The following is a 13,644-nucleotide window of genomic DNA, read 5'->3' as shown; positions in this document are numbered from 1 at the left end:
ACCGTAGGCAGACGCCCCCAGGTGACGCCGCCCCTATCCCCTTATATTTTGTTGCTTATAATTTACGCTGCTTCAAAGCTCCGGTATCTCCTGGGGGAATTGCTTCGCACCCCCAGACCCCCTAAACGGCTACGCCGACAGGTGGTAAAAGAAGATCGGCGGCGCCGAAGTACCAGTTCGCAGCCGTGACACTGTTGTACCAATCCCGCGCCCGTGGTCCGCAAGAAAGCCCAAAGTTGCAATGCCCGAACCGTCGGCAGACGCCCGTAAACGTCTGCTTCGGGTCTTTTCTCCAAAGCCCGTCACAGCCTCCGGTCGCGCTGCTCCCTCCGTCCATTCCTAAAGCCGGGATACTGCCGTATCCCGGTACGGTTCTGAAATGGGCCGGGTAGTCCAGGGCGTTGTGGTTCGTGTCCCAGGTCTTGTTATCCGGTACGGTGATCCCTGTATCCGTATACTTTGCCCCGGTCGGATCGTAGGTGTAATTTTTGCTTACCTTCACCCGCCCGTTTACAACTACTTCGTAAGGGTCGCGCATCCACTGCTGGTAGCTGCCCAGGACTATGCTGTGGAAAATCTTATTTAAGCTCAGCTTATCGTCGGTTCCGTAGAACTGCCCGCCGCCCACTACGGCGTTCCGCTTTACTCCGTAGGTCGGGGACTGGCTGGCGTCGTAGCCGCTGCAGTTTCCGTACCCATAGGCTTCCTGCAAGTTCGTTGTTTTTGCGAACATGATCAAAAGGTCGATAATGGTTTCCACAATCGGCCCGCCCAGGAACGCCGCCCGGCTGCTGAAATTGGTAATAGCTGTCTTTTCCTTGTCCGTGGTGTTGTTATAGGTCGGCTGCAAGTTTGCAAGGCTTACCATCTTCGGGGTAGCTCCGTCCGCTCCCAAAATGGAACCGTAGAACATGGGCAGCCATACGCCCCCCAGCTCGTTATTGCTGGGGTCAATGAAGCCCACCGGCTCGTAGCCGTCGCGGGCGGTAAGGGAAAAGCGCACGATCCGGTCGTTGCCGACCATTTCCTCGTTCTTGTAAATCTTCATAAGCCAGGAAAAAGCGCCGCCGTTATAGCTGCTGTTTGCAACGTCGGAAGAGCCGCCGTCCTCCCTCTGGGTGTAGTCCGTTTCCTTGAGCCTGTAATCCGGTGTGCCGTCTGCCCGAACCATATAAGGCTTGTTTGCTTTAATGACCGGGAAGTCCGCCCAACTGTTCAGAACCATGCTGCCGTTTTCCTTATTCCTTGCAAGCGGGGAATAATTCTTATTAAGCCCGATGTACTCAATCCGGGCGGACGGGCTTAAGATGTCGTTATGCTCAATGAAGCCGTATACCGGATCGGATGCCAAAATGTTATAAACCTTGTCTAAGGTTTCTTTGTCTGCAATATAAATCTTTTCTCCTGCCATTACTCGTCTACCTCCTGTATATAAATCAATCCGTTATCAATCCCCAGCTTATACTTCTGCTTCGTGGCGTCGTCCCTTATCTTGTTCGCATCCTCCGCAAGCAGGGCGGCTCCGGTGCTGACGATTGTAACTTCTGCGCTGTTGTTTACGGTTGCAAAATAATCCTGGGTGATCTGCGCCGGGTTATATCCGTTATAGGGCGGCATAAAGTCGCCGTTGTCCCCGGCTGTGGTGGTGATGCTGTAAAGGATTTCCGTGCTGTCCGCTCCGTCCTTTACCTTGGCAAATAAGCCCATCTCGTTAATGTAATACCCGGCGTTTACGAGGGTCTGCCCGGTTACTGGGTCCTGGTTCGTAATAAGCGCCGTTACCTTCACGCTGTAATCGCTGAATACGTCAATATCCGAAAGGGTATAACTGTTCTTAAGCGATTTAAGGGCTGTCCGCTTCTGCAGCGCATCCAGCGTCTTTTCGGCTGCGGTATAATTGCCGTTGCCTACTGCGATCCGGGTAAACTCTATCTTGATTTCCCCGGCCTGCGCCCTGGTCAGAAGCCTCGCCCCTGCGTTGGTCATGACCGCGTTGTTAAATGGTTGTGGCATTCTTGGTTCCTCCTTCTTTTACGGTATTCTTGTATTTACTATTTGAAGCCGTGGCGGCTACAATAGCCTCTGTTACTGTTTCGCCCTGGACGATAAAACCTTCCCGGACTGCTGGCGGTTTCTGGTGCGCCTCCGCCCTCGCTGCGGATCCAGTGTAAGCATGGCCTTCTACTGGTGAGGCGGCTCCTTCCAATCCTTCCCGGATGGCTGCCTGCTTCTCTGTGGCCGCCATTTCACCCCCTATAAACGTCTGGCCTATGACTTCCTTACCCTCGAAGCTAAAACCGTCCACAATGGCCGCCTGGTGCGTCCTGGTGGCTCCTGCTGCCCCTGCAAATACTCCGGCGGTAATTTCTCCGCCCTCAGTCTTAAAGCCGTCCCAAATCGGCGCAGGGCGGCTCTGCTGGGATGCCAATGCCCCGGCGTGTATGGTCTGCCTTGCTTCCCGGTCTACGGCGTAACCATCAATTACTGCAGGCGGCTTATAGTTTGGGAAAACTGCCGCCCCAGAGAAAAGCTCGTGATTTACAATCCGGTGTATATCAATCGCCCGAAGGTGTGACCGGGTATTCTTTACCCGCCGGATCATAATTGAAAAAAAATCGTTCATTTCAAGTGTAAGTATTGCGTTGGTAACAATCTTAAAATAATAGGGCTTGTCGCCGTACTCGTACCACTCTTTTACTTCGCCCTCCCCAAATACTACACCCACGAGTTCCTCTACTGCCTGGGGCGTTCCTGCGCTCATATACCAAATAAGCGTATTTTTTACAAGCCGCCGCTTCGTGTCAATGTCCAGCGTACTCCGGTAATACTGGGTACGAAGTTCCGAAGCCAGAAGGTCTATAACTTCCTCCGGCTGCTCGTCCAAATTGGAATAAATATAGAGCCTCCGGCTGTATCGGTAAAGAAGACGGCAGGCTTGCTGCAAGGCGTAGCTTAACGCCTTTACTTCCGGCTTTTTGGTTATGTTTCCGGGCATGATGTCTGTTAGTTGCCCGTCGTAATAACTAATCATTTTCAAGCCCTCCGTATATAATATTTACCCCTGTACACTGGGCTTTCGCCGTTTCCCCTATAACGCGGAACGCTGGCGCCCGGACTTCCGCCCTTTTTGCCCCTGCGTCGTTCAGCCTTGCTATAAGCTCATCCGGGTTTATGTCCCGGCCTACCTTGGAAGCCTGCCACAGCTTATAATCCTCTACGGCGGTTTCTGCCTGTGCCTGGATAGCCGTTGCCGCGTTGCTGTCGCTGGTGTTTATGTAATAGGTCACGTCTATCTCGTATTCTTCAATTTCCGGACGCTTTACTTGTACCTGGTCCGTAAGCGGCCGCTTTCCTCTCTGGTTTACCGCCGCCGTTACTGCTGCTATGGTGGTATCGTCCGGGACGGTTCCGTCTGTCATAACAAAGCGGATATCAACTAAGCCCGGTGTAGGGCTGGTTATTTTAACATCCCCTATAAAGGGGTTGCTGTCCTTCACCCAATACTCGTAAGCGTCGTCCGGGCCGGCTGTAGAATAGCTGGAAGGAGCCAGGTAAATTCTTTCTGCCATGTTCTGGTCTGACTCTACCTCCGTCCCTCCGGTGCTTTTCTGCGTGTTCTCAACCTTGGAAATAAAGCCTATCGGATCCACCAGGGTGGTAAGCTCCCCGGCAGCGAAGTCGTTCCCTATCGTCCCAGCCTCTGTGCATTCCGCCATGACCGTGACTTCCGTTTCCCCCGGCGGTATCTCTGCGTATTCAATCGTAGCAAAGTAAACCTCGTAGGCAGCCGTTACCCTGGTTCCCTGGGGGATACTGGTCGCCGCCTCCCTTTTCCCGGAAAGCGTGAACTTGACCGGAACCTGGGCGAACTTTGCCGGGTTCCTCGTAACCTTCTTAAGCGCCCCCATATTCTCTAAATAATCGTCGTAGGCGTACTTAAGAAAATTCATCTTTCCGCCCTTGTCTATGTTCTGCAAGCCCTGGTATATAAGCTGGGCGCAACCTAACATAATAATGCGGTTCGGGTCCGACTTGGAAAGCTGTATTTTCTTCCCGGTGATCTCCTGGTACTTCGCCACGAAGTCGCTTAACATCTGGCTCTGGATGTTCTCCAGCGTCAATCCGTCTATGAAAGAAATATCCGGTAAATTATCTATCGTGTTCAGAATATCCGACAATCCTTGCCACCTCCTTTATTCCTCCGATTCTTCCGTGTCTGCATCCTCGGTGTCCTCTGGGTCTTTCGGCCCGATTATGATTTTCGGGGTCAGGTTCCCGTCCTCTGCCTGCGTGTACTCAATGTTTAATATTTCCGCCTTATCCTCGTAAATCTCCGTTTTTTCTATGACCTCCAGCGCAAATAAATTTCTCGCCACGTTGGTCGGGCAGCTCTCAAAGGTCTGCTCTAATCCGAAGTTACGATCACCGGGGCAAGTGCCGGCCCTGGTGCTGTAAAGCAGATCAAGGTTGCGCTGCATTTCTTCCAGCTCCGTTGCGTTAAGGTAGTCGAAGCCGATTATAACTGTTTCCGGTGTGCCAAACATCCGCCCGCCTCCTTCCCCTTATAAATATTCCTCCAGGGTAATGTCGCAGGTAATCTTTACAACTTCGCCCCGGTTTAAAATCGTTTCCCAGCTCTCGCTGATCTCCGTTATGGCGTATTTGTTGGAACCGACTTTTTTACTGCCAATAACTACGGTCTGGGGCTTCCCCGTCCGGATCAGCTTCTCTATGTTTTCTATGGTCTTTCGTGGCCGCACTCCGTGTTCCGCGTTCAATGTAATGCTGAAAGTTAATTGATCGGCGTCCGGGCCTAAAAACTGTTTTTTCGGCTTCTTGCCTATGCGGGAATGGGAAGCCCAGCGCCCCTTTACGGTTCGCTGCATCTTTGTAAAATTAAGGATTTTCCGGTCGCTGGTTTCAAATACAACCGTTTTCCCGATGTGTCCTATGGCCATTCAACTACCCCCTTCCCTACTCCTACGGCCTTCTCTAAAGCTGCGATCCTCTTTTCGTGGTCGTGTAGCTTCAGAAGAATTGTTTCAACGTCTGCGCCCTGGTGTGTTTCGCTGCCGTCTAAAGAAGCTATGACGGTATGCTCCGACGCCAGCGTCAATACGCCATCTTTGTAATTTATATAGGCGCCGCCGCCCAGGTCCTTATGGAAGGTTCCGGGGTTCCCTGCTGCGTTGTATTCGTTCCAATAGGTCCCTAAGATGATCCCCATCTCCCCGCCGTTGCTCAAGTGAATAACGACAACCTTCGCGCCCAACTGCGGCAGCTTATATTCTTCGTTAAAGGTGGCGTAGGGTAGTAGCTCCGTAACCTCGCCGTCCCGGTCCTCAAAGACAACGCTTACCATTCCCGTGTCCGCGTCTACGCTGCTTACGGTTCCGATTCTGTTTCCTCCGTCGCTCAATGCCTCCCGCCTCCTTATGCTTTCTTAAGGCTGCCTTTATCGCACCAGCCGTACCGGGTCCCGCCCTTACGCTTTGCCACGCCGTACTGGTATTTATAGCCGCCTCCTAAAATCTGCGTAATGTACATCGTCATGTTGCTGCACTGGTTCGCCTTGCCGCCGTTTCCGCCCCAATATGCCGGGCCGTTTACGATAACCTTATCGCCCACGGCGAGCGCTTCCGTTGCTGCTGGCGGCGCGGTTGCCTTCTTTGTAGCAACTGCCTTTTTCTGCCCCTGGTATTCCTTCATAACCGTCGCTTTCGTTATGCGCTTCTGGCAGCGGTGCAATTCCAGGCTCATGGTGTATGCTGCGTCCGGCCCTATGTTGTGCGTTACCTTGTCAACAAAGTATTTCCCGGAAAGCTCGTAAAGCCCTTTTATCCGTATCGTGCTTCCCGCTGCGATCCGGTTGTTCGCCATGATGGTAACGCTCATCGTTACGGCCTTTTCGTTCTCGGCGTTTACTTTGGCGCAGGCTTTAAGCTGCGCCTCCTGCAAGCTCTCGACCTTTTCGTTAATGTTAAGTATGCGCTTCCCGCTGCCGACAACGCATTTCATCTCCTTGTCGTCTTTGCCGGAAGTGTACTTTATGCGGGCGCCGGTATACGTCCCGACCAGGGTGGTGTTGTAGTGCCAGTCCTGCAGGTCTACGGGCTTCAAGGTTGCAACGGGCTTTCTCGCCTCAAAGGCGCCCTTGTCGTAAATAACAATTTTCCCGCTATAGATTTTTATGGCCATCCCGTAATCTTCGCAAACCTTTTTTAAAAAGCTGCTGTCGGGTTCGTTGCTCTGCTCTATGGTTCCGAGCTTAATTGTCCCGCCGGTATAGTGCAGCTTAAGGTGGTACTTTTTCGCTATTTCTGTACCCACTTCCTTAAGCGTCGCTTTCTTCCAGGTCTTACTCCTGCCGGTGCTTCTGAAAGCGTTTCCTTCCGGTACGGAAAGCCCGCCAATCGTGCAGGTACACTCCGGGCCGTCGTAGCTCAAATCGTCAAGGCAGAACTTGCCGCAATAGAAAGTTTTCTTTTTCCCCTGCTTGTCCCAGCTCTTTTCAATGATTTTAGCTGTCAACTTGTCGCTTTTTTTTGGCATCCACTTGTTTGCCCAGCGCAAGTCTATATTTGTTAAGGTTATGCTTATAGTATCGCTTTCTCCGGATGCCGGATCGGTATAAGAAAAGCCCTCGTTATACTCCGCCATGACGGAAGCGGGGCGTTTCTTTGCCCCGCCCGCCTTTTTGGATTTTACCTTTTTTTGGTATGTTACGTTTACGCTTGCCTGCCTGGGTGTTTCTTTTGTCATTCGTCGTCCTCCGCTTCGTCCTCGTCGTTAAAGTCGTCGTAAGGGTCCGGCTCGTCCCCGTCCTCGTCGTCCTCTGCTCCGAGCCTCCACGGTGGCAGTTCCCCGTCCTCGTCCTCCGGCAAGCCTGGAGTATTAAGAACGGTTCCCGCTGAAAATACAAGAATATCCAAAAAAGGGTAGTTGTTAGCCATAAGGAAAGCGGCGTATTCCTCGCCGCCGTATACCTTATATGCTATCTGGTCCCAGGTTTCCCCTTGTATCGTGGTATATGTTGCTGCCAACTTTGCCACCTCCTATAATTTCCGCCTCTGCTGATCTCTCTCGTACTGCTTCATCAGCTTGTTAAATTCTGCCTGGCTCAACTTGTCGGCCTCTGCGATCTCGTCCTTCCCGGCGCTCCCGTAAAGGTTGTAGACCGGGCTGTATTGAATTGTCGGACCGCCTGCTCCTGCAAGCTCCGGCGTACCCTGGCCGCCGCCTCCGGTTCCTATGCCCTTCAGCTTTTCTATGAAAGCGTCAATAAGGGAAGCTCCGCCGCTGGCCGCTATGGCCTCGTTTAAGATTTCCTTCATCTTCGCCCATAATGTATCAAGCGGCAGAATTGCCTCCGGTCCCGCCTCTCCTACGCCCTGCATTCCTGCGGACGTGTTAAATATTGTCGGCTGGTCTATAATGCCGCCCAGCGCGTTCCAATTTACGGAAAACTGCGGTACGCTTACGCTTCCGCCGTCCCCGTAGGATACCGAGTTCGTTGAAACGCTTATAACCGGTATTCTTGGCTTCGGGATCGTTATGGTCATATTTTCAAATGCTGCTTTTACCGCGCTCGCTGCGGAGCGGGCCGCATCCGTGACGGTCGTTGCAAGGCGCTGCATTGCCGTCTGTGCGTTTGTGTTGGCTTTTTGCCATCCGCTGTCTAAAGCGGTGTTTATATCCGTCCCCAGGGTCGTTGCTGCCTGGGTTACTGCCTGGCTGTTTCCGGTCATGCCGGTTCCTATCGCTGCGGCTCCGTCCGTTCCTGCTGCCGTCATGGTAGTGGTAAGGCCGGAAGTATCAACCGCAAGCGCTCCGGTGTTTATTGTCGCCCCGGAAAGCCCCGTATTGAGGCCGAGCGTTAAGGCTGCCGCTCCGTCCGTTCCTGCTGCCGTCATGCTTGTATTGATCGCCCCCGCGTCTAAAAGCCCGCTTGTGTCTATCGGGGTAGCAAGCCCGGCGGTGAGGCTGGTGTTTAGCGCTGCCGCTCCGTCCGTTCCCATACTGGTCATGTTGGCACTGAAAGCCGCCGTATCAAGGCCGCCCGCCGCCATACTCTCTGTTAAGCCCGTAGAGAAGGCCGTCCCCGCCTGGGTTCCGGCTGCTGTCGCGCCCGTGGTGTCCATGGTGCTGAAAGCGTTTGTTGCCATGCTGTTTGCCGCTGCTGTTACCGTTCCGGCGTTGCTGCTAATACCGGATGCATAGCTGTTTACAACTGCCGCGCTCTGGCTGGAAGTGTCCGGGATGTCAACCTCTCCGCCCGTGAATAGGCTTTTTATGGCGCTCCACAAGCTCTTTCCCGTGCTGAGTATTCCATCAATCAATCCCTTTATAATCTGGATTCCAACGTCAAGCCAGTTTGTATTTAAAATCGTATCAATAATCGCCCCGACAAGCTGCGGTATTGCTGCTATAAGCTGCGGTATTGCCTGGATCAATCCTGCCGCCAGCGTTATTACAATCTGGACGGCTGCCTGCACAATGTTCCCCAAATTCGCTATAATTCCCTGGATAAGTGAAATTATTAGCTGTATGCCGCCCTGGATAAGCATGGGTAGCATCTGCGTTATGCCGGAAACAAGGCTTATAATAATCTGGACGCCCATCTGCAAAAGCTGGGGAAGGTTCGCAATTATCCCCTGCACCAAACTCAAAATAAGCTGGATTCCCATCTGTATAAGCTGGGGAAGCATGGAAACTATGCCTAAAACTAAATTCCCTATAAGCTGAATAGCTGCGTTTGTAAGCATGGGGGCGTTCTGCCCTATACTGTTTACAAGGGTCTGCACCAGCGTAAGGGCCGTCGATATAACTTCCGGCAGCCGTTGTATAATGCCGCTTACAAAGTTTACGATTGCCTGCGTTCCGTTGTTTATAAGCTGGGGAAGCTGTGCGGTGATGCTCTGTGCAAGCTGGACTATTATATCAATGCCTGCAAGTATAACCTGCGGAACCAACGAAAATAAGCCGTTAATAAAAACAGCCCCAACGTCTGCCGCTGCTGCTGCCAATGTCCCGGAGTTGTCCGTTATCCCGCTTATGAAATTCTCCAAAAGGTCCACGCCCATGCTTACTACCTGCGGGGCGTAGTCCGCTATCGTGTTTACTACCTCGGCCATGCAGCCGCCTACTGCTCCGACCATGCCCTCCATGCCGCCGCTCTTGTACGCCTCGGAAAGCTCCCCGACCATGCTGGTGGCTAACTGGGTCATTTCCCTTAAAGGTCCGTTAAGATCCTGGTATATGCTGATTCCCAAATCGGAAAGCCCGGATTTTAAAATGTCAATATCTCCGTTAAGGTTGTCAAGCTGAATAGCGTACATATTTTCGCAAGCTCCGGCGCTGTTCTCCACTGCTGCGCTTAATTCGTCGAAGCGGTCCGTACAATTTGAAAGCATGGCGTTTGCTGCCGTAAGGTCGGTTTTATTGAATAGCGTCGATAAAATGCTATCTTTCGAGGCGTTATCCATCCCGGCCATGGCTCCCTGCAAGTCCTTAAATACGTCGTTAAGGCCGCGCATATTCCCCTGGGCGTCGTATACGTCAACACCCAAAGACTTAAGCGAAGCCGCCGCCTTGTCCGTCGGGTTCTGCAGGCTCAATATAATATTTCTAAGGTGTGTACCTCCTTCCGCTCCTTTTAGTCCGTTATCTGCCAAAATTCCGAGGGCTGTGTTAAGCTCCGTCGTTCCCCCGGCGAGTCCTTTTGCCGTTCCTCCTACAGTCAGAATAGCCTCGCCCAACTGGGCGACGCTGGTGTTCGCCTTGCTGGCTGTCTGTGCCAACTGGTCGGAGAACTGCGTAAGGTTCGCTTCTGTCGCCTCAATGCCCAGGGCGCTCATGCTGTCCGTTACCATGTCGCTGGCGGCCGCCAGGTCCATGGCTCCCGCCCCTGCAAGTTTTAAGACGGTCGGCAGTGCCGTCGCCGCCTTGTCCGCGTCGTAACCTGCAAGGGCTAAATAGTTCAAGGCTTCCGCCGCCTCCGTTGCTGAGAAGGCTGTGCTTGCCCCGCACTCCCTGGCGGCGTTCTCCAATGTTTCAAAAGCCTTTTGCCCCTCCGCCGTGGTCTTGTCAATCAGCATGGTGGCGGCGACCTGGCTCATGGCTCCTTCAAATTCCCGACCGGTATTTATGGCAGCTATGCCCATAGCCCCTACGGCTGCGGCTGCCGCCGCCGTGGCGGAAGCGACCGTTTTGGTAATGGTTCCCAGCCCCTTGGTGGCCTGGCTTAATGCGCTTTTGAACGAACTTTCAACCTTGCCCGCTATTTTTATAGCGATCTCCATTTCCTTACCGCCGCCCGCTGCCATAAATCTCCGTCACCTCCTTCGCTATTTCTATCAACTCAAAAACGGACAGGCTTTCCAATGCGTCTAAGCCTGTCCGCAGAATAATTGATAGGTGTATGGTTAATTTCCGAAGGCTGGAGCCGTCTGTTGGCTTTAGTCCTCGCCGTACAAAAAATTTGTTACCCGGTTCTTGATCTTAAGTGCCTCCTTCGGCGGAAGCGCCTTAAAAAATTCCACGGGCTTACCGGAAGCCCTGGCGGAAATAAGGCAGGCGTACTCCAGGGACATCTCCGGCAATACGTTCACCGTTCCTCCGCGCTCGATGGTCTTGTTTACGGCGATCATGTCCGCTGCGCTCAAAGATTCCAGCCCGCTCAAATCAACGCTTTCATAGCTTACGCCCTCGAAGGTAAAAGGCTTCTTAAAGAATACCAGGAAAGGGTTGTCCTCCATCTCCTGCTTTTTCCTTGCCTCAACTGCTGCCGCCTCTGCCTCTGCCGCCTGGTTTACCTGGGTTAAATTCTTATCCTTTTCCATTAACACATTTTCCTCACTTTCTCTAATAAGTCTTTACCGTGAACCTTATAAATAAAGTTGAGCTTATCAAGCTCGATCTCGGTAATGTTGTCAATCTCAATCAAAATATAAAGAAGCTCCAGCTTAATGCTGCTTGCGGTTCCGGTTCCCTGCTTCGCCTTACCGCCTGTAAGCCCCTTGTTTTTCCCCCGGACTACGATACGCATAGGCTTAAAAGCCGTCGCCCCGCTGTCGTTTACGGTGTACTGGATCGATCCTCTCAAAGTAACCGTAACGCTGGAAATATCGTCCGAAAGAATAAATAAATCTCTGTCCATGGTCCTGAAAGGGATCTCCATTTCCATGCTCTGGAAATGCCCGACGGTCGGGTCGTCAATCTCCCCCAAAATGCCGGGGCCGCTTAATGTTTCCGTTAAGCTCTCAAAGTCCGGCAGGGTTACTTCGTCGGAAATGCCGACCAGCTTCGTGCCGTCCTTGTATACGTTGAAAGAATTTATTTTTGAAGGAATGTTATACAATTTTATTCACCTCCTAAAGCTGCTTCCAGCATGGTCGGGTCAAACTCCAATACGTTCAGAATATCCTCCGCCGGGGTGTACGGCGCCAGGTACTGGTGAAACTGGATTTTCCCGTTTAAAATGTCCGTGATCGGGTTCTCGTCCTCGCTGTAGGTAATCCGTGCGCCAGCGCACTTGCCCTGTGCAACGTAGGAATTGCCCCGGATGTTCTCTGCGTCGCATATGCTCTGAATAAGCCGGGGATCCGTCGGGTCGTCTACCTTCTGGAAATAGCTTAAAATAAAGCTGTTTCCCCACCAACTGAAAAAGCGGCGGCAGCAAAACCAGCGGTCTTTCGGATCCGTCGTCATGGGGTACGCTGCGCTGTTGTTCCCCCAGGAACGGAAGCCGTTAAAATTGATCGCCGTGGAAACTCCGAAGCTGTTTACCAGGTTCGCCTGCTCCTGGTCTATTACGATCTCGCTGTCTGCGGCATCGTCCAAACAAAGCCCGGTGATGGGGATTGCTTTATTGCTGGCTGAAAGGTTCGGCACGTCGTCGTTGCTTGCGTCAACGTAGGCGATCAATGCTGAATAGAGGGCGCTGAAATAGTAAACTTCGTCCCCGATTCTTACCTTCGGCCATACCACCGACATATGTTCGCTTACAAAGCCGGATTTCTCCTTTACGGTCTTTACGTCCGTATACTTCGTCGCCCCGTCTGCGGTGCTGTCCAGGTCAACGATGCACTCGCAAGTGAAAAGCCCGTTAATCTTAAGGCACTTCGCCGCCATGACCGAAGCGACCGACGGGTCCTTGGAATATCCCGGCGAAGTAAGAAGCCCCGGAGTCATGCCGAAAAGCGGGTAAACCTGGCGTACAAGCTCCAGGCCGCTCTCCTTCCCGGTGCTTACGTTGTAGCCGCCTATAATGTCATTTTTTGTTACTTTGGACGGGTCGATCTTATCCCCGGAAACGCTTAAGGTTGTAGCCTCCGCCCCGGCTCCGGACTCCAGAAGGGTAATAACCGCATAGCCGTCGTCGTCAAAGCCTGTAATATAATCTACGTCCGCCTGCAGCGTCGTTTCCCCGGCTTCTACGACAAGGGTATCAAGCAGTATTCCCTCAATGCTTACGGTTGCCTGCAAGTCGCCCACCTGGCAGGTCGTTTTCGGTATGCTGTCCTTATGTTTCTTCGGGTCAAGGACGTTGATCAATGCGATCGGCGCAACTGCGAACTTCTTAAAAGTCGCGCTGATGCTCTGGTTCAAATTGTAATCTTTCAAATTGTTAGAATACCCTACCGCTGCGCTGGCTTCCGGGAAGCTGTAAGCCAGCTTCACTACGTTGGTAGCCTTATAGGGATCCTCGGCCAGATTGACCGGGGAAACGCCTACTACTACCTGGAAAGCCGCCGTACCGAGGATCGGGGCTGTAAGGCTCGTAGGGTTTTCTAAAATTCTTACACCATGGTTGTAAGCCATCTTTTATCTCTCCTTTTCTCTTTATTTTTTGCTTAATGCGCTGGCCTTCTGGTAAAGGATGTTTAATGCGCTCCCTTCCTTCGCCAGCTCTGCGCTTGCCTTTGCCAGCCGCTCAACCGGAACGACCAGGCTTTCAAATACCCGATGCTCTACGATCTTCTCCTTAAGGGCATCCGGCAGTCCGGCGTTATATGTGGTATACTGTTTCGCTCCGGGAATGTCCGGGCCAATATAAACCACGATTTCCGCTTCCTGTGCGGCCGGTGCTGCTTTCGCTTTTCCGGTCGGTTTCTTTGCTTCACTCATGAATATGGATCCTCCCTTCTTACTGCTGCAATCTCAAAAGCCAGGTTTACGCCCCCAAAATAAAAGGGGTAGGATTCTTCGTCCTGCAGGGTCCACAAAATGGGGTACTGTATCGTATACTTTCCGTTAAGTACCGGGAACTTTGCGAACCTCTCATAAATCTTGGCTATTATGTTTAAAATGTCCTTGTGTCCCTGCTTGTCGTAGTCCGGTTCGTAAATTCCAATAAGCAGGGTAAGGTTTACTTTCTGGGCGCTGTTCTCGTCCTCGATCTCCCCGTCTGCAATCCGCACCAAAATATAAGGGTACGGATCCGGGGCGGTCTGTTCTTCCGCCAGCCCGTTCTCCAAAAGCTCCGGGGCTATTTCTCCTTGATCCAATGGCTCCGGCATAGGCAGAAGCTGTTCAAAAATATTTATGCTGACTCTTTCCCCCTGGGGGTTCTTAAGCCGAAGATCTGAAAGAATTTTCTTAAGCTCGTCCGCCAGCTCGCTCTGCAGAAATGTTGCGACCATG

The 13,644-nt window shown here is 52.4% G+C and carries 15 protein-coding genes; all 15 read right to left on the bottom strand.

Going from position 1 to position 13,644, the window contains the following annotated elements:
* Window positions 1–121: 121 nt before the first annotated feature.
* On the bottom strand, window positions 122–1,411 hold the full coding sequence (locus tag NSB25_RS12955; protein ID WP_103240108.1) for a hypothetical protein: 1,290 nt from the start codon (window positions 1,409–1,411) through the stop codon (window positions 122–124).
* Complete coding sequence (locus NSB25_RS12950) at window positions 1,411–2,013, bottom strand: phage tail protein (protein ID WP_120398195.1); 603 nt, start codon at window positions 2,011–2,013, stop codon at window positions 1,411–1,413. Before NSB25_RS12950 ends, NSB25_RS12955 begins: the two co-directional genes overlap by 1 nt.
* The gene (locus NSB25_RS12945) at window positions 1,997–3,031 is read right to left on the bottom strand and encodes a phage tail protein (protein ID WP_103240110.1); all 1,035 of its coding nucleotides are present in this window, start codon (window positions 3,029–3,031) and stop codon (window positions 1,997–1,999) included. Before NSB25_RS12945 ends, NSB25_RS12950 begins: the two co-directional genes overlap by 17 nt.
* Window positions 3,024–4,178: a baseplate assembly protein gene (locus tag NSB25_RS12940; protein WP_103240111.1), complete on the bottom strand. Its 1,155-nt coding sequence runs from the start codon at window positions 4,176–4,178 to the stop codon at window positions 3,024–3,026. The genes NSB25_RS12945 and NSB25_RS12940 overlap by 8 nt, the downstream gene beginning before the upstream one ends.
* A 15-nt stretch (window positions 4,179–4,193) precedes the next feature.
* Complete coding sequence (locus tag NSB25_RS12935; RefSeq protein WP_103240112.1) at window positions 4,194–4,544, bottom strand: hypothetical protein; 351 nt, start codon at window positions 4,542–4,544, stop codon at window positions 4,194–4,196.
* Window positions 4,545–4,562: 18 nt separating this feature from the next.
* Window positions 4,563–4,958: a phage tail protein gene (locus NSB25_RS12930; protein ID WP_103240113.1), complete on the bottom strand. Its 396-nt coding sequence runs from the start codon at window positions 4,956–4,958 to the stop codon at window positions 4,563–4,565.
* Window positions 4,949–5,419, bottom strand: coding sequence for a hypothetical protein (locus tag NSB25_RS12925; RefSeq protein ID WP_207656161.1), 471 nt, complete (start codon window positions 5,417–5,419; stop codon window positions 4,949–4,951). Before NSB25_RS12925 ends, NSB25_RS12930 begins: the two co-directional genes overlap by 10 nt.
* A 14-nt stretch (window positions 5,420–5,433) precedes the next feature.
* Complete coding sequence (locus NSB25_RS12920) at window positions 5,434–6,762, bottom strand: phage late control D family protein (protein ID WP_103240114.1); 1,329 nt, start codon at window positions 6,760–6,762, stop codon at window positions 5,434–5,436.
* Window positions 6,759–7,052 (bottom strand): tail protein X, encoded by a 294-nt coding sequence (locus tag NSB25_RS12915; RefSeq protein ID WP_257479259.1) that lies wholly within the window; start codon window positions 7,050–7,052, stop codon window positions 6,759–6,761. The genes NSB25_RS12920 and NSB25_RS12915 overlap by 4 nt, the downstream gene beginning before the upstream one ends.
* 3 nt (window positions 7,053–7,055) lie before the next feature.
* The gene (locus NSB25_RS12910) at window positions 7,056–10,325 is read right to left on the bottom strand and encodes a phage tail tape measure protein (protein ID WP_103240116.1); all 3,270 of its coding nucleotides are present in this window, start codon (window positions 10,323–10,325) and stop codon (window positions 7,056–7,058) included.
* A 132-nt stretch (window positions 10,326–10,457) separates the two neighbouring features.
* Window positions 10,458–10,841 (bottom strand): phage tail assembly protein, encoded by a 384-nt coding sequence (locus tag NSB25_RS12905; RefSeq protein WP_103240117.1) that lies wholly within the window; start codon window positions 10,839–10,841, stop codon window positions 10,458–10,460.
* Window positions 10,841–11,359, bottom strand: coding sequence for a phage major tail tube protein (locus tag NSB25_RS12900; protein WP_103240118.1), 519 nt, complete (start codon window positions 11,357–11,359; stop codon window positions 10,841–10,843). The genes NSB25_RS12905 and NSB25_RS12900 overlap by 1 nt, the downstream gene beginning before the upstream one ends.
* Before the next feature lie 2 nt (window positions 11,360–11,361).
* Window positions 11,362–12,822 carry a phage tail sheath family protein gene (locus NSB25_RS12895; protein ID WP_103240119.1) on the bottom strand — a complete coding sequence of 487 codons (1,461 nt, stop codon included), beginning with the start codon at window positions 12,820–12,822 and terminating at the stop codon, window positions 11,362–11,364.
* Window positions 12,823–12,843: 21 nt separating this feature from the next.
* Window positions 12,844–13,128, bottom strand: coding sequence for a hypothetical protein (locus NSB25_RS12890; RefSeq protein WP_103240120.1), 285 nt, complete (start codon window positions 13,126–13,128; stop codon window positions 12,844–12,846).
* Window positions 13,125–13,643: a hypothetical protein gene (locus tag NSB25_RS12885; protein WP_103240121.1), complete on the bottom strand. Its 519-nt coding sequence runs from the start codon at window positions 13,641–13,643 to the stop codon at window positions 13,125–13,127. The genes NSB25_RS12890 and NSB25_RS12885 overlap by 4 nt, the downstream gene beginning before the upstream one ends.
* Window position 13,644: the final 1 nt, after the last annotated feature.

The organism is Acetatifactor muris (genome assembly GCF_024623325.1).
Taxonomy (GTDB): Bacteria; Bacillota; Clostridia; order Lachnospirales; family Lachnospiraceae; genus Acetatifactor; species Acetatifactor muris.
Note: the sequence above shows the minus strand (reverse complement) of the source record. Positions and strands in the feature narration are given on the sequence as shown.